Annotated in this window: 16 protein-coding genes and 1 other RNA gene; 9 read left to right on the top strand and 8 right to left on the bottom strand. The window is 67.2% G+C overall.

What is annotated here, in order from left to right; genetic code table 11:
* Positions 1-14: 14 nt before the first annotated feature.
* Genes ABQZ09_RS08980 through ABQZ09_RS08970 form a run of 3 tightly spaced genes read left to right on the top strand, consistent with a single transcriptional unit; the run spans position 15 to position 3351 of the window.
* Positions 15-1034 (top strand): SphA family protein, encoded by a 1020-nt coding sequence (locus ABQZ09_RS08980; RefSeq protein ID WP_349776699.1) that lies wholly within the window; start codon positions 15-17, stop codon positions 1032-1034.
* A 33-nt stretch (positions 1035-1067) separates the two neighbouring features.
* On the top strand, positions 1068-1835 hold the full coding sequence (locus ABQZ09_RS08975; protein ID WP_123137553.1) for a coniferyl-alcohol dehydrogenase: 768 nt from the start codon (positions 1068-1070) through the stop codon (positions 1833-1835).
* A gap of 34 nt (positions 1836-1869) precedes the next feature.
* Positions 1870-3351: a benzaldehyde dehydrogenase gene (locus tag ABQZ09_RS08970; RefSeq protein ID WP_104579366.1), complete on the top strand. Its 1482-nt coding sequence runs from the start codon at positions 1870-1872 to the stop codon at positions 3349-3351.
* Positions 3352-3481: 130 nt separating this feature from the next.
* Here the strand turns inward: ABQZ09_RS08970 and ABQZ09_RS08965 are convergent, their stop codons facing one another.
* Positions 3482-4378: a helix-turn-helix domain-containing protein gene (locus ABQZ09_RS08965; RefSeq protein ID WP_228313372.1), complete on the bottom strand. Its 897-nt coding sequence runs from the start codon at positions 4376-4378 to the stop codon at positions 3482-3484.
* A gap of 96 nt (positions 4379-4474) precedes the next feature.
* Between ABQZ09_RS08965 and pobA the strand changes: the two genes are divergently transcribed.
* From pobA to ABQZ09_RS08950, 3 genes are all read left to right on the top strand, one after another.
* Positions 4475-5662: a 4-hydroxybenzoate 3-monooxygenase gene (gene pobA / locus ABQZ09_RS08960; RefSeq protein ID WP_349776698.1), complete on the top strand. Its 1188-nt coding sequence runs from the start codon at positions 4475-4477 to the stop codon at positions 5660-5662.
* Between the two features lie 213 nt (positions 5663-5875).
* Entirely contained in the window at positions 5876-6391 is a 516-nt protein-coding gene (locus ABQZ09_RS08955; RefSeq protein WP_039408763.1) for a nuclear transport factor 2 family protein, read from the top strand.
* Positions 6392-6452: 61 nt separating this feature from the next.
* Positions 6453-6529: non-coding RNA, sX9 sRNA (locus ABQZ09_RS08950), on the top strand.
* Between the two features lie 116 nt (positions 6530-6645).
* Here the strand turns inward: ABQZ09_RS08950 and glpK are convergent.
* The 7 genes from glpK to ABQZ09_RS08915 form a co-directional block, all read right to left on the bottom strand.
* Positions 6646-8145, bottom strand: coding sequence for a glycerol kinase GlpK (gene glpK, locus ABQZ09_RS08945; protein WP_349776697.1), 1500 nt, complete (start codon positions 8143-8145; stop codon positions 6646-6648).
* A 134-nt stretch (positions 8146-8279) separates the two neighbouring features.
* Complete coding sequence (locus tag ABQZ09_RS08940; RefSeq protein WP_349776696.1) at positions 8280-9101, bottom strand: MIP/aquaporin family protein; 822 nt, start codon at positions 9099-9101, stop codon at positions 8280-8282.
* A gap of 176 nt (positions 9102-9277) precedes the next feature.
* Positions 9278-10792 (bottom strand): glycerol-3-phosphate dehydrogenase, encoded by a 1515-nt coding sequence (glpD, locus tag ABQZ09_RS08935; protein ID WP_349776695.1) that lies wholly within the window; start codon positions 10790-10792, stop codon positions 9278-9280.
* 224 nt (positions 10793-11016) lie between these two features.
* Positions 11017-11844 carry a DeoR/GlpR family DNA-binding transcription regulator gene (locus ABQZ09_RS08930; protein ID WP_184553405.1) on the bottom strand — a complete coding sequence of 276 codons (828 nt, stop codon included), beginning with the start codon at positions 11842-11844 and terminating at the stop codon, positions 11017-11019.
* Positions 11845-11999: 155 nt separating this feature from the next.
* On the bottom strand, positions 12000-12983 hold the full coding sequence (locus tag ABQZ09_RS08925) for a PDR/VanB family oxidoreductase (RefSeq protein ID WP_184553403.1): 984 nt from the start codon (positions 12981-12983) through the stop codon (positions 12000-12002).
* Positions 12976-13779, bottom strand: a complete 804-nt coding sequence (locus tag ABQZ09_RS08920; protein ID WP_349776694.1) for a GntR family transcriptional regulator — start codon at positions 13777-13779, stop codon at positions 12976-12978. The genes ABQZ09_RS08925 and ABQZ09_RS08920 overlap by 8 nt, the downstream gene beginning before the upstream one ends.
* A gap of 22 nt (positions 13780-13801) precedes the next feature.
* Positions 13802-14878, bottom strand: a complete 1077-nt coding sequence (locus ABQZ09_RS08915; protein ID WP_349776693.1) for an aromatic ring-hydroxylating dioxygenase subunit alpha — start codon at positions 14876-14878, stop codon at positions 13802-13804.
* A gap of 255 nt (positions 14879-15133) precedes the next feature.
* On the opposite strand from ABQZ09_RS08915, the gene ABQZ09_RS08910 reads away from it, so the two are divergent.
* From ABQZ09_RS08910 to pcaF, 3 genes are read left to right on the top strand one after another with little or no spacing between them, the layout of a single operon-like run.
* Positions 15134-15997, top strand: coding sequence for a CoA transferase subunit A (locus ABQZ09_RS08910; RefSeq protein WP_184553396.1), 864 nt, complete (start codon positions 15134-15136; stop codon positions 15995-15997).
* Complete coding sequence (locus ABQZ09_RS08905) at positions 15994-16782, top strand: CoA-transferase subunit beta (protein ID WP_349776692.1); 789 nt, start codon at positions 15994-15996, stop codon at positions 16780-16782. The genes ABQZ09_RS08910 and ABQZ09_RS08905 overlap by 4 nt, the downstream gene beginning before the upstream one ends.
* On the top strand, positions 16779-17987 hold the full coding sequence (gene pcaF / locus ABQZ09_RS08900; RefSeq protein WP_349776691.1) for a 3-oxoadipyl-CoA thiolase: 1209 nt from the start codon (positions 16779-16781) through the stop codon (positions 17985-17987). Before ABQZ09_RS08905 ends, pcaF begins: the two co-directional genes overlap by 4 nt.
* The last annotated feature ends 12 nt before the right edge of the window (positions 17988-17999 follow it).

The raw sequence follows: 17999 nt of genomic DNA, 5'->3' as shown, positions 1-17999 counted from the left end.
TCCCAACGCTGGAGATGTCCGCAGTGATTCGAAGAAGGGTGGTGCGTGGCGCAGGTCGACGGGTGTCGTGGACGCTTTGCGCCGCACTTGGCGCGGTGGGCGTGTGTACCGGCGGTGCGGCGCTGGCGCAGGGCGTTCCGCAAAGCGCGGCGCTGACCAATGGTCTCAATACCGGTGGCACCAGCTTCCTGGACGGTTTCACCCGCACCACGCCCGGCTGGGCGGTGGTCACCTATCTGCGCCAGACCTCGCTGGATGCGGTCAAGGACGCACAGGGCGACGATGTGCCGGTGTTCGCCAACCCGCGCATCGACTCGACCCTGCTGCTGACCCAGATCGCCTATGTCACGCCGTATAAGCTCTTTGGCGGCGCGCTCGGCATCAACACGTTGATACCGCTGATCAACCTGGACGCCTCGTTCGGCCGCAACAGCATCGCCACCCTGCGCGACAACGGCGCCGGCGTGGGCGATCTGACCTTCGGGCCGTACCTGCAGATGCTGCCGGTGATGCGCGACGGGCGGCCGGTGTTTTCGCAGCGTTTCGAGATCGATGCGGTGGCACCGGTCGGCAAGTTCGACCGCGACCGCGATCTGAATCAGGGGGCCGGGTATTGGTCGCTGGTGCCGAACTACGCCTTCACCGTGCTGCCCACGCCCAACTGGGAAATCAGCGCGCGCCTCAACTACGTCTACAACTTCCGCAGCGAGCGCCGGCCGAATCTGCCCGACGGATTCGACTTCCGTAACGGGCAGGCCGGCGATGCGGGCTGGATCAACGTCGCCACTTCCTGGGAGGTGGCGCCGGGTGTGCGGCTGGGCGTCAACGCCTATTACCTGACCCAGTTCCGCGACAACCGCACCAATGGCCAGCGCGTGCCCGACAGCCGGCAACGCATCTTCTACGCCGGCCCGGGCGGCGCGTGGCGGCTGGATGCCAGCAACATGCTGTTTGCCAATCTTTACCTGCCGGTGGAGGTCAGGAACGCGGCCTCCGGCAACAACGTCAACCTGCAGTACGTCCATGTGTTCTAGCGCCGGCACGGCTGGCTCCTACGGAGGGTGGCAATGAATTTGCAGAACAAGACGATCGTGGTGACCGGTGTGGCCTCGGGCATCGGCGCAGAGGTCGCACGCCTTGCACGGTTTCATGGCGCCACGGTGATCGGTGTCGATCGCACGCCGGTGCAGATGACCCTGCACGGCTTTCATCAGGCCGACCTGGGCGACCCCGCATCGATCGATGCGCTGGTGCGCGCACTGCCCGAGCGCATCGATGCGCTGGCCAATGTGGCCGGCGTGCCGGGCACCGCGCCACTGGATGCGGTGGCGCGCGTCAACTACCTGGGCCTGCGCCATCTGAGCCATGCGCTGTTGCCGCGCATCGTGTCCGGCGGCGCCATCATCAACGTCGCCTCGATCCTGGGCGCAGACTGGCCGCAGCGGCTGGACCTGCACAAGCAGCTGGCCGCCACCGACAGTTTCGAGGCCGGCAGCGCCTGGCTGGCTGCGCACCCGGTGGCGCACGACACCTGCTACCAATACTTCAAGGAAGCCTTGATCGTGTGGACCTTGCTGCAATCGCGGCCGTGGTTCGCCGAGCGCGGCATTCGCGTCAACAACGTCTCGCCGGGGCCGGTGTTCACGCCGATCCTGGGCGATTTCGCTGCGATGCTGGGCGAGGAGCGCGTCAAGGAAGATGCCAAGCGCATGACGCGCCCCGCGTATGCCGACGAAGTGGCCGACGCCATCGTGTTCCTTGCATCCGATGCCGCGCGCTGGATCAACGGCATCACCCTGCCGGTCGATGGCGGCCTGGCATCCACCACCCTGTAAATCACCCCCACTGTTTTCAGCAGGAGGCTAGACCATGAATGCTCTTCCCAGCGCAGCGGTCGCTGCAAACGACACCCCCGCGTGGCACGGCTGCATCTTCAACGGCGAGTGGGTGCCCGGCAACGGCGGCGCCCTGCCGATCTATGAGCCGGCCACCGGCGGCCTGCTGCACGAGGTGAGCAAGGCCGACCTGGCCGACGTCGAGGCCGCCGTGGCGCAAGCCAAGCAGGCGCAGCGCGCATGGGCGGCGACCTCGCCGCGCGAGCGCGCGGCGATCTTCCATCGCGCCGCCCAGGTGATGCAGGCGCGCAGCGCGGAAGCGGCATTGCTGATCGCACGCGAAACCGGCGGCATCCTGCCCAAGGCGCAGCGCGAGGTGGATGAGGCGGTGGTGTTCTACCAACAGGCGGCCGGCCTGCCGTTGCAAGCAGTGGGGCAGGTGCTGCCGACCGCCGCCGGCCAGCTCAGTCTCGCGCGCCACCTGCCGCTGGGCGTGATCGCGGTGATCTCGCCGTTCAACTTCCCGCTGATCCTGTCGCTGCGTTCGGTGGCGCCGGCACTGGCGATGGGCAATGCGGTGATCCTCAAGCCCGATCCGCGCACGCCGTACACCGGCGGGGTGATCATTGCGCAGGTGCTCGAAGAAGCCGGCCTGCCCAAGGGGCTGCTGCACGTGCTGCACGGCGATGCGCAGATCGGCCAGGCGCTGGTGGAATCGCCGGAGATTCCGATGATTGCCTTCACCGGCTCCACCGCCGCCGGTCGCCGCATCGGCGAACTCGCCGGACGGCATCTGAAAAAGGTCGCACTGGAGCTGGGCGGCAACAATGCGGTGATCGTGCTGGACGATGCGGACCTAGACAGGGCCGCCTCGGCCATCGCGTTCGGTTCCTACCTGCACCAAGGCCAGATCTGCATGGCCACCGGCCGGGTGCTGGTACAGCGCAGCGTGGCGCAGGCGCTGACCCAGCGACTGGCGGAAAAGGCGCGGCACCTGCCGGTGGGCGACCCGGTCAGCGGCACCGTGGCGCTCGGGCCCATCATCGACCAGCGCCAGTTGCAGCGGGTGATCGACATCGTCACCGACAGTGTCGCCGCCGGCGCCGTGGTGGAAGCCGGCGCCACCAATGAAGGGCTGTTTTACGCGGCCACCGTGCTGTCCAACGTGCGCCCCGGCATGCGTGTGTTCGACGAGGAAGTGTTCGGCCCGGTGATCAACATCGCGGTGTTCGATACCGATGAAGAAGCTGCCGAGATGGCCAACCACGGCGAGTACGGGTTGGCGGCCGGCATCATGTCGGCCTCGGTGTCGCGTGCGATGGCCCTGGGCGAGCGCCTGCATCCGGGCCTGCTGCATATCAACGACCAGACCGTGGTGGATGAGGTGATCAACCCGTTTGGCGGTACCGGCGCTTCCGGCAATGGCACCAGCGTTGGTGGCCCGGCCGATTGGGAGCAGTACACCCATTGGCAGTGGCTGACGATCAAGAACGAGGTGCCGCAGTACCCGTTTTGATCGCCCGCGCCGGCATCGGCGTGCCCGGTGTCGGTGCAAGCCGGGGTGCGACATGGCCGCTTGCTGTCGCCAATGCGGCGAACGCGGCTGCGGCGCACCTGCGCGTGTGGCATGTGGCGTGGCTGCGCGCTTACGCGCTCGCGCGAAACTGCGTGGGCGAGCATCCCGCATGCCGTGCAAAATAGCGGCTGAAGTAGGCAGCGTCGAAAAATCCAAGCGCTGCAGCGATCTGCTGCACGCTCAGGCTGGTGTAACGCAGGCTGCGGCGCGCTTCGAGCATGACCCTGCGCTGCAGCAGCTCCAGCGCCGAGGCATTGGCCAACCGGCGGCACAAGGCCGTGAGATGCCCCGGCGTCAGTCCCAGCTGACCGGCGTAGCGGGAGATCGGCCAATGTGCACGGTAATGCTGGTCGATCAAGGCCTGGTAGGCGCGCAGATGGCGCAGGCCAGGGTCGCCCTGCGCTGCGGTTTCTGCTGCCGCGTGCAGGCCCTGCAGCGCGGCACGTGCGGTCCAGATCACCAGGTGGGCCGCCGCCGCCTGTAGCGCCGCCTCGTGCCCCGGGCGCTGATGCGCGTGGTCGTCGGCAATGCTGGCGAACAAGGCATCGAGCAAGCGCCGTGCCTGGGTTGCCTGCAGTACGGTCGGCGCCGCCAGGCCCGGTTGCAGCAGCGGTGCTGCAACCAGTGCGCTGCGCACCAGTGGCATGCACAGGGTGATGATGTGGCCACGCACGCGCGGATCGAACGCAAACCCGTGGACGCAGAGTGGCGGCAGCCACACCACGGTGGCGCCACGCAGGCGCTGGGTTCGTCCATCCAGCTGCAACGTGGCGGGCCCGCGTTGCACGTAGAGCAGCTGCGCCAGGTCCTGGTGCCGGTGCGGGGTGATGTGCCAGTCATGCAGCCGGCTGCGTGCGGCGATCGATTCCCAATGCAGCAGTTCCGGCGCGTGCGCGTGCCGTTCGCCATACAGGCCGAACGCGGGCACAGCAGTGGATGCATCGGTCTGGCGCGCGCGTGTGGGCATCGTCGAAAAGTCCAAGCACTGCGCGTAATCATCCCTTCAATGCCCGCGTTTGGCTACCGACACTGCAGGCCTGGTATTTAAAAACAGGAGCGCCCCATGCGGACGCAGGTTGCGATCATCGGTGCCGGCCCGTCCGGCCTGTTGCTGGGCCAGCTGCTGCTGCGCGCCGGTATCGACACGCTCATCGTCGAACGGCAGGCGCCCGACCACGTGCTGGGGCGTATCCGTGCCGGCGTGCTGGAGCAGGGCAGCGTGGACCTACTGCAATGCGCTGGCGTGGGCGAGCGCGTGCAACGCGAAGGCCTGCCGCATCATGGCTTCGAGCTGTCGCTGGACGGCCGGCGCGAACGCATCGATCTGCTGCACAGCTGCGGTCGCGCGGTCACCGTGTATGGCCAGACCGAGGTGACCGCCGATCTGATGCAGGCACGTCAGCGCAGCGGTGCGCGCAGCTACTACAACGCAGACCAGGTCAGCCTGCACGCGCTGGACAGCCCTGCACCGCGCGTGGAATTCATGCATCACGGTACCCGCCTGCAGGTGGCCTGCGACTACATCGTCGGCTGCGATGGATTTCATGGCGTCAGCCGCGCCAACATTCCCGCCGCGCGCCTGCGCGTGTTCGAGCGCGTATATCCCTTCGGCTGGCTGGGCGTGCTGGCCGACACGCCGCCGGTGCACGATGAGCTGATCTATGCGCGGCATCGGCTGGGGTTTGCCTTGTGTTCGATGCGCTCGCCTACGCGCAGCCGCTACTACGTGCAGGTACCGGCCGACGCGCGCGTGGACGCCTGGAGCGACCAGGCATTCTGGGATGCATTGCGCGCTCGGTTGCCGGACGCGTTGGCCACGCGCCTGGTCACCGGCCCGTCGATCGAGAAGAGCATTGCGCCGCTGCGCAGTTTCGTGGCCGAACCGATGCAGTACGGCCGCCTGTTCCTGGCCGGCGATGCGGCGCATATCGTGCCGCCGACCGGCGCCAAGGGACTGAATCTGGCATTGGCCGATGTCGGCCTGCTTGCGCAGCTGTTCGCGCGCTGGAAGGCATCCGGCGATGCCGGTGTGCTGCAGCAGTATTCGGCGCTGGCATTGCAGCGGGTGTGGAAGGCCGAGCGCTTTTCCTGGTGGATGACCACGCTGCTGCATACCTTCGACGATGAAGACGCCTTCACCGCACGCATCCGCACCGCCGAGCTGGACTATCTGCTCGGCAGCGCGGCAGGGCGCACGACCATTGCAGAAAACTACGCAGGGCTGCCACTGGTCGATCCGGTCAGCGCCTGACACCGCAACCCTGACGGTAATTCTTTGATTACCAGCAATTGTGGAAGTGTCCTGGTGCACTTTCGGGTGGCTAGCGCGGTAGCGGACGTGCTCGGTAGGGTGGCCTGGACGCGTGGCGGTCGCTGTCCGAGCACGCGCGCGTCAAACCCAATCGTGCGCCGTAGGCCGAATCCCCCGCACGCGCAAGGCCCCCTTCCACCCGAGGAGATCCTAATGAAAAAGACCCTGTTTTCTCGTGCTTTGTTACTGATCATGCTGGTCGCGCCGATGGCGGCGTTCGCGCAGACCGCGGTGACCGAAAACACCAACCACCAGAAGATGCTGATCGGCTCCAACTGGCTGGAAACGGCCAACAAGCGCCTGGTCTACGATTTCTGGCGCATCGTGTTCGAAGCCGGCCAGGTGGATTACGCACCGTTTTACATGGACAAGAACTACATCCAGCACAACCCGAATGTGGCCAACGGGCGCGATGCGTTCATCAGGTTTCTGACCGCGTTCGTTCCCAAGAGCCCGGTGCAGGAGCGGGTGCAGTTGCCGCTGGTGGCCATCACCGCCGATGGCGATCTGGTGACGCTGGTCTCAGTGCGCACGCTGCCGGACCCGCGTGATCCGAGCAAGACCTACACCACCACCTGGTTCGACATGTTCCGGATCGAGAAGGGCCTGATCAAGGAGCATTGGGACCCGGATACCATCGCCGGCCGCGCCAATACCGGCGGCCAGTAAGAGCAGCTAGCAACACTACTGCGCGGCCGCCAGGCGGGCGCGGTCGGTGCTCGGAATCCTCATGTACCACTCGTACACTGCGGTTCCTCCGCGCCGTCCGCACCCACCTGACGACCGCTCGCTACGTTCTTTTTAGCAGCTCTAGGTCTGTGACTGATCGCCGGCCTACAGGCTGCAGGCCGGCGATCTGCGTTTCAGAGATACATGACCTGCGCATCGGGTAAAGGCAGGCAGCGTCTGCGCGGGTGAATCACTCAGCTAATACGGAAACCCATCGTCGCTTCCACTGCCTGCTGCCAGCCGGAATACAACTGTTCGCGCTTGTCCTCGGCCATCGCCGGCTCGAAGCGACGATCCACCGCCCATTGCTTGGCGATCTCTTCGCGGCTGCCCCAGAACCCGGTCGCAAGCCCCGCCAGATACGCCGCACCCAGTGCCGTGGTTTCGGCCACCTCCGGGCGCAGCACCGGCACATTGAGGATGTCGCTCTGGAACTGCGCCATGAAGTCGTTGGCGATGGCGCCACCGTCGGCGCGCAGCTCCTTCAGTTCGATGCCTGAGTCGCTCTGCATCGCGGTGAGCACGTCGCGGGTCTGGTAGGCCATCGATTCGACCGCCGCACGCACGAAGTGTTCCTTGCTGGTGCCACGGGTCAGGCCGAACACCGCACCGCGAATGTCGCTGCGCCAGTACGGCGCGCCCAGGCCCACGAACGCCGGCACGATGTAGACGCCATCGTTGTCGCCGGCGCGTTCGGCATAGGCCTGCGAGTCGCTGGCCTTGCCCAGCATGCGCAGGCCGTCGCGCAACCACTGCACCACCGAGCCGGCGACGAAGATGGCCCCTTCCAATGCGTATTCGACCTTGCCGTCGACGCCCCAGGCGATGGTGGTCAACAGGCCGGCCTTGGACGCCACTGCCTTGTCGCCGGTGTTCATCAGCATGAAACAGCCGGTGCCGTAGGTGTTCTTTGCCATGCCCGGCTCGAAACACGCCTGGCCGAACAACGCGGCCTGCTGGTCGCCGGCAATGCCGGCGATGGGTACTTGTTCGCCGTAGAAATACTGGGTCTGGGTCATGCCGTAGACTTCGCTGGACGAGCGCACCTCCGGCAGCATTTCCTTGGGCACGTCGAGCATCGCCAGCAGCTCGGCGTCCCATTCCAGCGTGTGGATGTTGAACATCATGGTGCGCGAGGCGTTGGTGTAGTCGGTGACGTGCACCTTGCCACCGGTGAGGTTCCAGATCAGCCAGCTGTCGATGGTGCCGAACGCCAGCTCGCCGTTGCGCGCGCGCTCGCGCGCACCTTCGACATGGTCGAGGATCCACTTGACCTTGGTGCCGGAAAAATACGCATCGATCAGCAGGCCGGTCTTGTCGCGCACCATCTGCTCGTGCCCGGCCTCCTTGAGCTGGGTGCAGATGTCCTTGGTCTGCCGCGACTGCCACACGATGGCGTTGTAGATCGGCTGGCCGGTGGCCTTGTCCCACACCACCGCGGTTTCGCGCTGATTGGTGATGCCAATCCCGGCAATCGAGCGCGCGTCGATCTGCGCGTTGTTGAGCAGCTCGGTGATGGTGGTGTAGACGCTGGTCATGATCTCGCGCGGGTTGTGTTCCACCCAGCCCGGCTGCGGGAAGATCTGGCCGAACTCGCGCTGCGCCACGCCGGCCACCTTGCCCTGGCGATCGAACAACATCGCGCGCGAACTGGTGGTGCCTTGATCGATCGCAAGGACGTACTGCTTTTCCATCAGGGTTTCCTCAAACGATGCCGGCGGTTGCGCCCGGCGAGAGTGGTGGGTGCGGCCCCGGCGAGCTGCGCAGCTGCGCGTCGATCCGCCGCTGCACGCAGGTCGTTGGGGCCCGCAGGGCCGGCGTGCTGTGATCAGCGCGGGTCGTGCGGGGCTGGCTCGCCCTGCAGATGGCGCACGCGCGCCGGCAGGAAGGGCAGGATCAGCCACTGATACGCCAGTGCGCCGATCGGCCCGCCGATGAGCGGCCCCACGATGGGGATCCACCAGTAATTGTCCTTGGCCGGCAACGCTGCCTCGCCCCATCCGGCGAAATACGCGAACAGGCGTGGGCCGAAATCGCGCGCCGGGTTCATCGCCCACGCTTCCAGGTAGCCCATCGATGCGCCCAGCGTTGCCACCAGCAGGCCGATCATCAACGCCCCGGAATTGGCGCCCGGCGCCGCTTCGTTGAAGCGCTCGGTAATGGCGAAGATGCCGAAGATCAGGAACGCGGTGATGATGATCTGGTCGACCAGCGCATGCATCGGCGTGACCGCCAGACCGGGTGCGGTGAAGAACACCCCGGCGGCACCGCCGGCTTCGCGGGTGAGGTGCTGCACCTGGTTGTAATGGTCGATCACCGGCCCATACAACTGGTAGACGATGGCCGCACCCAGGAACGCACCGATGACCTGGGCGATCCAGTACGGCACGACCTTCTCCCACGAGAAATCGCGGAACAGCGCCAGCGCCAGCGTCACCGCAGGGTTGGCGTGGGTGCCGGACACCGAACCGGTGACATAGATGGCCAGCGTGACCGCCAGGCCCCAAGCGATGCACACGCCCCAATAGGCGTTCTGATATGGGCTGGGGTCGTAGAGCACATACATCGCCGCGACCGAATCGCCCAGCGCGATGATGATGAACATCGCCACTGCTTCGGAGATCAACTCACCCACGAGCTGACGGTTCATGCGGGCAGTCCCGGATGCTGGTCACGGCTGCGGGCAGGGTGCTGCGACGCGCGCGCTGGCGCGCCGGGGAATCGGGTGGTGCTCATCAGGGGTGCCCTCCACGTGGCTCGGGGTGATGCCGGCAATGCGCCAGGATACGTTGCCGGACGACCCGTCCTCGCCGGCAACGCGTGTGTTCAGACGGTTGCGACGGCGCGCTGCTGCAGTGCGTGCGTCTGCAGATAGTCTTCCAGCCGCTGGCGGCCAGCCGCATCGATGCGCAGGCCGAGTTTGCTGCGCCGCCACAGGATATCGTCGGCGGTCAGTGCCCATTCGTGCTGCTGCAGGTAATCCACCTCGGCCTGGTACAGGTCCGCGCCGAAGTGCGTGCCCAGACCGGCCAGGTCCTGCGCATCGCCCAACAGCTGGTCTGCACAGGTGCCGTAGTTGCGCACCAGCCGCTGCGCGGTGGCCGCCGGCAACCAGGGGCGCGCGTTGCGCACCCGCTCCAGCAGGCTGGCGATGTCGCGCTGCTCACCGCCGGGCAAGGCTTCGCCGCGTGCAGTCCATGCCGGCTTGCGCGCGCCCAGCGCATGGGTGAGCCGGTCGACCGCTTCTTCGGCGAGCTTGCGGTAGGTGGTGAGCTTACCGCCGAACACGTTGAGCAACGGCGCACCGTCGTTGACCACTTCGAGTTGATAGTCGCGGGTCACTTCGGCGGCGTTGTCTTCGGCGTCGTCCAGCAGCGGGCGCACGCCGCTGTAGTTCCACACCACATCGGCGGGGCTGATCTGCTGCTGGAAATACAGGTTCACCGCGTCGCACAGGTACTGCACTTCGGCCGCATCGATCTTCGGCGCGGCCGGATCTGCCTCGTAATCGACATCGGTGGTGCCGATCAGGGTGAAATCGTGTTCGTACGGGATGGCGAATACGATGCGACGGTCCGGTTGCTGAAAGATGTACGCGTGGTCGTGATCGAACAATTTGGGCACCACGATGTGGCTGCCCTTGACCAGACGCAGCGCATGCTGGTGCGGCACCGCGGCCACCTTGTCCAGGAACGACACCGCCCACGGGCCGGCGGCATTGGCCAGCGCGCGCGCCTGCACGGTGCGGCGGCGGCCCTGGCGGTCTTCGAGTTCGGCGTACCAGAACCCTGCATCGCGCCAGGCACCGACACAGCGGGTACGGGTATGGATCCTGGCGCCGCGCCTGGCGGCATCCATCGCGTTGAGCACCACCAGCCGCGCATCCTGCACCCAGGCATCGGAATACACGAAGCCGGTGCGCAAGGATTCCTGCAGCGGCGCGCCAACCGGATGCGTACGCAAGGAGAGCCGGCGCGAGCGCGGCAGGCTGCGCTTGCTGCCGCCCAGGTGGTCGTATAGGAACAGGCCGGCACGGATCATCCAGGCCGGGCGCAGATGCGGCTGATGCGGCAACAGGAAGCGCAGCGGCCAGATGATGTGCGGTGCCAGCCGCAGCAGCACTTCGCGCTCGGCCAGCGCCTTGCCGACCAGCGCGAACTCGTACTGTTCCAGATAGCGCAGGCCGCCGTGGATGAGCTTGGTGCTGGCGCTGCTGGTATGCGCGGCCAGATCGTCCTGCTCGCACAGGCACACCGACAGGCCGCGGCCGGCCGCATCACGGGCAATGCCGACCCCATTGATGCCACCGCCTACCACCAGAAGATCGTACGTCTCGCCCATCGGTGCCTCCGTCCGGATTCGCCACTGAGCGAACCCAAGTTGTCATGTTCGAACATATTCGAACATCGCACCTTGCGGAAGCGTGAAGAGCCGAAAGGGCGCGCAGATGATGCGCGACCGCGTTTATCAACTATCGAAAGCCAGGCTGGCGATTACTCACGGCTATCGCCAGCGACCTGCACCCAGGCCGGAAATTCAAAAAGGTACACAAACGAACATTCGGCTCAGCCGGACGCAGGTGCGTCTGCCAGATGCACGCGGGTGCCGGCCTCGGCCAGCACTGCGGCCAGTTCCTGCGGCGGCGGTCGGTCGGTGAACCAGTCGTGCACCTGGGCGATCGCGCCCAGCCGCACCATCGCATTGCGGCCGAACTTGCTGTGGTCGGCCGCCAGCAATACCTGCCGCGAGTGCTCGATGATGGCCTGGGCCACGCGCACTTCCTGGTAGTCGAAATCCAGAAGGGTGCCGTCCAGGTCGATGCCGGAAATGCCGATCACCCCGAAATCCACCTTGAACTGGCGGATCAGCTCCACCGTGGCCTCGCCGGTCACGCCCTGGTCGCGTCCGCGCACCACGCCGCCGGCCACGATCACCTCGAAGCTGGGATTGGCGCTGAGCATCACCGCCACGTTGAGGTTGTTGGTGATCACGCGCAGGCCGCGATGCTGCAGCAACGCACGCGCGACTTCCTCGTTGGTGGTGCCGAGGTTGATGAACAGCGAGGCATCGTCGGGAATGAAGCGCGCCACCTGCGCGGCGATGTGCTGCTTTTCGCGCGCCTGCAGCGCCTTGCGCGCGGTGTAGGCCAGGTTCTCCACGCTCGAAGGCATGCTGACGCCCCCGTGATACCGGCGCAGCACGCCGGCATCGCACAGCAAGGTCAGATCGCGGCGGATGGTCTGCGGCGTGACGTCAAAGCGCGTTGCCAGCCCTTCGACGTCGGCAAAGCCCTGCTGCCGCACCAATGCCACCAATTGCTCCTGGCGCGGGTTCAAGGCCGGCGCCGGGACAGTCCTGTAGTGAGTCGACTCCATGCGCAGATGATCGCGCATGCGCGTGAGGATGCAAGCACGACGGCTGCGCGGCGGTGCGCAGCGCGACGCGGCCAGTCATGCCGCCGTGCGGGCCTGTCTGGTCCCACGCGGACGCGCGCATGCCACCGCCACACCGCGCCCGCATGCCAGCGAGGTGACGATAACGGGCGTGCTCAGCCCAGCTCGCCGCGGTAGCCGGTATCGATGCTGATGCTGCCGCCCACCGCGCGCGACACGCAGGCGCAGAGCTTGCGGTTTTCGCGGCGTTGTTCGTCGCTGAAGAACACGTCGCGGTGGTCGATGTCGGCCGCGCTGTCGAGCACGTCCACCGCACACAGGCCGCATTCGCCGCGGCGGCATTCGGCAATGAGCTCCACGCCGGCATCGGCCAGGGCATCGAGCATGGATTCGTTTTCGGCCACCGGCACTTCCAGTCCCAGCCCGGGCAGCTTGACCACGAACGCCTGCGCCGGCACCCGGCCGCTGTTGCCGAAGGTCTCGAAGTGCAGCCGCGCGCGTGGCCGGCCGGCGGCGTGCCAGTGCTGACGTACCGCCTCCAGCATGCCCAGCGGCCCGCACACATAGACCTCGGCATTGGGCGAGAGCCGCGCCAGCTCGGCGGCAAGATCGGGCGGACCGGCGCTGTCGTCGCAGTGCAGGTGCAGGCGCTCACCAAGCTGTGTTTCCAGCTCGTCCACATACGCCATGGCGCGGCGCGAGCGGCCCACGTAAAGCAGGCGGAACGCCTGGTGCCGCTGCGCCAGCCGCTGCGCCATGCCCAGGATGGGCGTGATGCCGATCCCGCCGGCAATCAACAGGATCTCCTCGCCCAATTCGTCCAGCGCGAAGTTGTTGCTGGGGGGCGACATCTCCACTACATCGCCGGGCTGCAGCGTCCACATGTGTCGCGAGCCGCCGCGGCTGTCGGGCATCTGCCGCACCGCGATGCGGTAGTACCCATCCTCGCGCGGTTCGCCCACCAGCGAATACGAGCGCACATCGCTGCGCCCTTGCAGATGCACGCGGAAATCCACATGACTGCCCACCTCGAAACTGCGCGCGGCCGGGCCTGGATCGAGCACGATTTCGCGCACGCCCTCGCAGGCATCGGCAATGCTGACGACGTGGGCGCGGTGCCACTGGGTGTCTTTACGCATGGGGTACTCCGGGCAGAAGGCCAGGCCGGCCGGTGCCGGCGTTGGAGGCATGGGCACGGCCGATCAGGGCGCCACCGCGCACCTGGCTGACCGCGGCAGGGGTTTGCAGGATGTGGCGCAGATTGCGGTGCGCCAGGCGTGCGTGCTCGCGCATCAGCGCCTCGGCGCGGCCGCCCTGGCGGTGCTCGATGGCGGCAATCGCTTCGCGATGCTGGTCCTGCGCCAGGGTGAGGATGAGGCGTGCATCGGCATCGCCGGTCTGCGCCATGACCAGCCCATTGGGCGAGGCGAACGGCAGCTGCACCACGCGGGTCAGGGCACGTTCGAGCACGTCGCTGCCGGCCATGGCGATCAACAGCGCGTGGAACTGCGCATTGGCCTCCACATACGCGCTGAAGTCGACGGTCTCCAGCGGCGCGCCGATGATGGCGTCGATCTGCGCCAGCAGGGTGCGCGCCTGGGCCAGTTGCATCGCGGGCACGCCGCGCTCGGCGGCGATCCGCGCGGCCAGGCCTTCGAGCGTGCCGCGCAGCTCGATGGCGTCGTGCACGTCGCGTTCGCTGAAGGCCTGTACCGCATAGCCGCCGCCCGGCAGGGCGTTGGCCAGGCCTTCCTCGCACAGGCGCTGCAAGGCCGCGCGCACCGGCGTACGCGACATGCCCAGCCGTTGCACCACGGCCAATTCGGACAGCCGCGTCCCCGCCGGCAGGGTGCCGTCGAGTATCAGTTCGCGCAGCGACAGCAGCGCGCGCGTGGTCTGCGCGGCACTGCTGTGGAAGGGCGTGGTCGGTGGCATGGTGGTCTCCCGCGCAATGCGCTCAGCCCACCATGCGCAGCGACAAATCCTGCGCGCGCTGCTCCTGTGCGATCAGGCGGTCGATCACCCGCCGCGCCCACATGCCGCCGGCATCCACGTTGAGGTTGTAGAAGGTGTGATCCGGGTGCGCGTCGATCGCGCGTTGCTGCGCTTCCAGCACCGCTTCGTCTTCGCCGAATACGCCGGTGACGCCGGCGCGGGTCAGCGTGGTCAACGACTGATCGTGCAGCGCGTAGTTGCGCATGAACGCCCAGAAGTAGTGGCAGGTGGTGTCGGTCTCGGGGGTGATGGTGTTGAGCACGTAGCCGTTGACACCCTGGCTGCGGTCGCCTTCCGGTGCGCCGGTGCCGGCGATGGCCACGCCGACATCGATGGCAATGGTGCCGGGTGCTTCGAAACGGATGATCTGCCAGCGGTCGACCTTGCCGTGGTGATCCAGGTGACGGGCGATCTGGCTGGCCCAGAACGGTGGCGGGTCGATGTTGTGCATCCAGCGCGACACCACCACCGAGCGGTCGCCGTGCACCACATCGAACGGGGCTTCGGCGATTTCGTCCTGGCCGATGCTGGAGCCGTGTACGAAGGTCTCGTGGGTCAGGTCCATCAGGTTGTCCAGCACCAGCCGGTAATCGCACTTGGCGTAGATGGTGCGGCCATCGCCGGCCCAGGCCGGGTCATGCGCCCAGTGCAGGTCGGGAATCAATGCGGTGTCGGCCTTGGCCGGGTCGCCCGGCCAGATCCACACGTAGCGGTGCTTCTCGGCCACCGGAAAACTGCGGACGCAGGCCGACGGGTTGATGGTCTCCTGCGACGGCATGTGCACGCAGCGGCCCTGAGTGTTGTAGACCAGGCCGTGGTACCCGCACACCACGTCATCGCCGCGCAGCTTGCCCATCGACAGCGGGACCAGGCGATGCCAGCACGCGTCTTCGAGCGCGATCACCGCCCCGGCGGTGCTGCGATAGAGCACCACCTCCAGGTTGCAGACCTTGCGCGGGCTCAGGGCGTGCTTGATTTCGTGGTCCCAGGCGACGGCGTACCACGCGTTGAGGGGAAACAGCGGCTTGGACTGGGACATGACCGTGACTCCTGGGGTTTGTATACAACCTGGGATACGAATCGGCGCCGGCGCGCCGGCCGGCAACCAGTGGACGCCCATTGCGACGCTGGCGTCCGCTTGCGAGCGAAGTTATGTATACACCGGAGACAATGTGGGAGCGTTACAAGCCCATCGAAAATGTGCGATTATCGAATTAATTCGTCGATAATCGCATTGACCCCGCGCTCTGGCTGGCTCTACCGTGGCAGCACGTTCGCAGCCCGGGGTCGTGCCATGGTCGAAATCGTTTCGCTGAACGATGCGGTGTCGCAGCTGATCGCCGATGGCGACTGCGTGGCGATGGAAGGCTTCACCCACCTGATCCCGCATGCGGCCGGGCACGAGGTGATCCGCCAGCGCAAGCGCGACCTGCGCCTGGTGCGCATGACGCCGGACCTGATCTACGACCAGCTGATCGGCGCAGGCTGCGCATCGGCATTGCGGTTTTCCTGGGGTGGCAATCCAGGCGTGGGCTCGCTGCACCGGCTGCGCGATGCGGTCGAGCATGCCTGGCCGCAGCCGTTGCACCTGCGCGAGCACAGCCACGCCGACATGGCCAACGCGTATGTCGCCGGCGCCTCGGGGCTGCCGTTTGCGGTGCTGCGCGGGTACGTGGGCTCGGACCTGCCGCGCGTCAACGACAGCATCAAGTTCCTGCAATGCCCGTATACCGGCGAAACGCTGGCCGCGACGCCGGCAGTGAACCCGGATGTCACCGTGATCCATGCCCAGCAGGCCGACCGCCGCGGCAACGTGCTGCTGTGGGGCATCCTGGGCGTGCAGAAGGAAGCCGCGCTGGCCGCGCGCAAGGTGATCGTGACGGTGGAAGAGATCGTCGACACCCTGGAGGCGCCGCCCAATGCCTGCATCCTGCCGCGCTGGGTGGTGGACGCGGTCTGCCACGTGCCCGGCGGCGCGGCACCGTCCTACGCGCACGGCTATTACGCGCGCGACAACCGGTTCTATCTGGGCTGGGACGCGATCGCACGCGACCGTGCCCGCTTCCAGGCCTGGATCCAGACCCACATTCTCGATACCGAGGACTTCGCCGCCTTCCAGCGTGTGTATGCGCACGCGCAGCAGCAGGTGGCCGCATGAGCGACTACACCACCAACGAGATGATGACCGTGGCGGCTGCGCGCCGCCTGCCGGATGGGGCGGTGTGTTTCGTCGGCATCGGCCTGCCGTCCACCGCGGCCAATCTGGCCCGGCTCACGCATGCGCCGGATGTCATCCTGATCTACGAATCCGGCCCCCTCGGCGCCCGCCCGGATGTGCTGCCGTTGTCGATCGGCGACGGCGAGCTGGCCGAGACCGCCGACACCGTGGTGTCCACGCCGGAGATCTTTCGCTACTGGCTGCAGGGTGGCCGCGTGGACGTGGGCTTTCTGGGCGCGGCGCAGATCGATCGCCACGCCAACCTCAACACCACGGTGATCGGCGATTACGCCGCGCCCAGGACGCGCCTGCCCGGCGCCGGCGGTGCGCCGGAGATCGCGGCCAGTGCCAGGCAGGTGTTCATCATCATGCGGCAATCCAGGCGCAGCTTCGTGGCGGCGTTGGACTTCATCACCACGGTCGGGCATCTGGACGGTGGCGATGCACGCGCCCGTGCCGGCCTGCCCGGCGCCGGCCCCACCGTGGTCGTCACCGACCTGTGCGTGATGGAGCCCGATCCGGTGACCCGCGAGCTCACCGTCACCTCGTTGCACCCGGGCATCGCGCCCGAGCAGGTCAGCGCCGCCACCGGCTGGCCGATCCGCTTTGCCGCCGATCTGGTGCAGACCAGCCCGCCCAGCGCAGACGAACTGCAGGCATTGCGCGCGCTGCAGGCACGCACTGACGCGGCGCATGGCACCCAATCGGCCGGAGCCGACGCATGAGCGAGGTCTATCTGATCGATGGCATCCGCACGCCGATCGGCCGCTACGGCGGCGCGCTGTCCAGCGTGCGTGCCGACGACCTGGGCGCGGTGCCGATCGCCGCGTTGCTGGCGCGCCAGCCGCAGCTGGACCCGGCCGCCATCGACGACGTCTACCTGGGCTGCGCCAACCAGGCCGGCGAAGACAACCGCAATGTCGCGCGCATGAGCCTGTTGCTGGCGGGGCTGCCGAGTGCGGTACCGGGCTGCACCCTCAATCGGCTGTGCGGCTCGGGGCTGGAGGCGGTCGGCGCCGCGGCACGCGGCATCCGTGCGCAGGAGCTGGGCCTGGCCATTGCCGGCGGCGTCGAATCGATGTCGCGTGCGCCCTGGGTCATGGGCAAGGCCGAAAGCGCGTTTGCGCGCACCCAGCAGCTGGAAGACACCACCATGGGCTGGCGCTTCATCAACCCGCGCCTGCAGGCGGCCTACGGCACCGAGCTGATGGGCGAAACCGCCGAAAACGTGGCGCAACGCTATGCCATCGCACGCGCGGACCAGGACGCCTTCGCCCTGCGCAGCCAGCAACGCGCGGCGGCGGCGCAGGCGGCCGGGTTCTTCGATGGCGAGATCACCTCGGTGCCGGTGGCTGCGCGCAAGGGCGGCGAGGCCAGCACCGTCGAATACGACGAAGCGCCGCGGCCGAACACCACCGCCGAGATACTGGCCAAGCTCAAGCCGGTGTTCCGCCAGCCCGGCAGCGTGACTGCCGGCAATGCCTCGGGCATCAACGATGGTGCGGCCGCCTTGCTGCTGGCCTCCGCACAGGCCGTGCAGACCCATCGGCTGACCCCGCGCGCCCGCGTGCTGGGCTTTGCGTCGGCAGGCGTGGAGCCGGCGTACATGGGCATCGGCCCGGTGCCGGCCACCCAGCGCCTGCTTGCCCGCCTGAACCTGCAGATCGACCACTTCGATGCGATCGAGTTCAACGAAGCCTTCGCTGCGCAGGCACTGGCCTGCACGCGGGCATTCGGGCTGGACGACGATGCGGCCCGGGTCAACGCCAATGGCGGCGCCATCGCCCTGGGCCATCCGCTCGGCATGAGCGGCGCGCGGCTGGCGCTTACCCTGCTGCGGCAGCTGGAGGCCAGCAACGGGCGGCTCGGCCTGGCCAGCATGTGCATCGGGGTGGGGCAGGGCGTTGCCCTGGCCATCGAACGTCTCTAGGCCATCGATGGC

Source organism: Xanthomonas sp. WHRI 6106 (genome assembly GCF_040202405.1).
GTDB classification, from domain to species: Bacteria; Pseudomonadota; Gammaproteobacteria; order Xanthomonadales; family Xanthomonadaceae; genus Xanthomonas; species Xanthomonas cannabis.
The sequence above is the reverse complement of the archived record's forward strand: the minus strand, read 5'-3'. Positions and strand labels throughout refer to the sequence as shown.

What these genes read in the sequence shown, in the direction of transcription:
- ABQZ09_RS08980 (WP_349776699.1), top strand. Translation starts at nt 15, where the DNA reads ATGTCCGCAGTGATTCGAAGAAGGGTGGTGCGTGGCGCAGGTCGACGG.
- ABQZ09_RS08975 (WP_123137553.1), top strand. Translation starts at nt 1,068, where the DNA reads ATGAATTTGCAGAACAAGACGATCGTGGTGACCGGTGTGGCCTCGGGC.
- ABQZ09_RS08970 (WP_104579366.1), top strand. Translation starts at nt 1,870, where the DNA reads ATGAATGCTCTTCCCAGCGCAGCGGTCGCTGCAAACGACACCCCCGCG.
- ABQZ09_RS08965 (WP_228313372.1), bottom strand. Translation starts at nt 4,378, where the DNA reads ATGCCCACACGCGCGCGCCAGACCGATGCATCCACTGCTGTGCCCGCG.
- pobA (WP_349776698.1), top strand. Translation starts at nt 4,475, where the DNA reads ATGCGGACGCAGGTTGCGATCATCGGTGCCGGCCCGTCCGGCCTGTTG.
- ABQZ09_RS08955 (WP_039408763.1), top strand. Translation starts at nt 5,876, where the DNA reads ATGAAAAAGACCCTGTTTTCTCGTGCTTTGTTACTGATCATGCTGGTC.
- glpK (WP_349776697.1), bottom strand. Translation starts at nt 8,145, where the DNA reads ATGGAAAAGCAGTACGTCCTTGCGATCGATCAAGGCACCACCAGTTCG.
- ABQZ09_RS08940 (WP_349776696.1), bottom strand. Translation starts at nt 9,101, where the DNA reads ATGAACCGTCAGCTCGTGGGTGAGTTGATCTCCGAAGCAGTGGCGATG.
- glpD (WP_349776695.1), bottom strand. Translation starts at nt 10,792, where the DNA reads ATGGGCGAGACGTACGATCTTCTGGTGGTAGGCGGTGGCATCAATGGG.
- ABQZ09_RS08930 (WP_184553405.1), bottom strand. Translation starts at nt 11,844, where the DNA reads ATGCGCGATCATCTGCGCATGGAGTCGACTCACTACAGGACTGTCCCG.
- ABQZ09_RS08925 (WP_184553403.1), bottom strand. Translation starts at nt 12,983, where the DNA reads ATGCGTAAAGACACCCAGTGGCACCGCGCCCACGTCGTCAGCATTGCC.
- ABQZ09_RS08920 (WP_349776694.1), bottom strand. Translation starts at nt 13,779, where the DNA reads ATGCCACCGACCACGCCCTTCCACAGCAGTGCCGCGCAGACCACGCGC.
- ABQZ09_RS08915 (WP_349776693.1), bottom strand. Translation starts at nt 14,878, where the DNA reads ATGTCCCAGTCCAAGCCGCTGTTTCCCCTCAACGCGTGGTACGCCGTC.
- ABQZ09_RS08910 (WP_184553396.1), top strand. Translation starts at nt 15,134, where the DNA reads ATGGTCGAAATCGTTTCGCTGAACGATGCGGTGTCGCAGCTGATCGCC.
- ABQZ09_RS08905 (WP_349776692.1), top strand. Translation starts at nt 15,994, where the DNA reads ATGAGCGACTACACCACCAACGAGATGATGACCGTGGCGGCTGCGCGC.
- pcaF (WP_349776691.1), top strand. Translation starts at nt 16,779, where the DNA reads ATGAGCGAGGTCTATCTGATCGATGGCATCCGCACGCCGATCGGCCGC.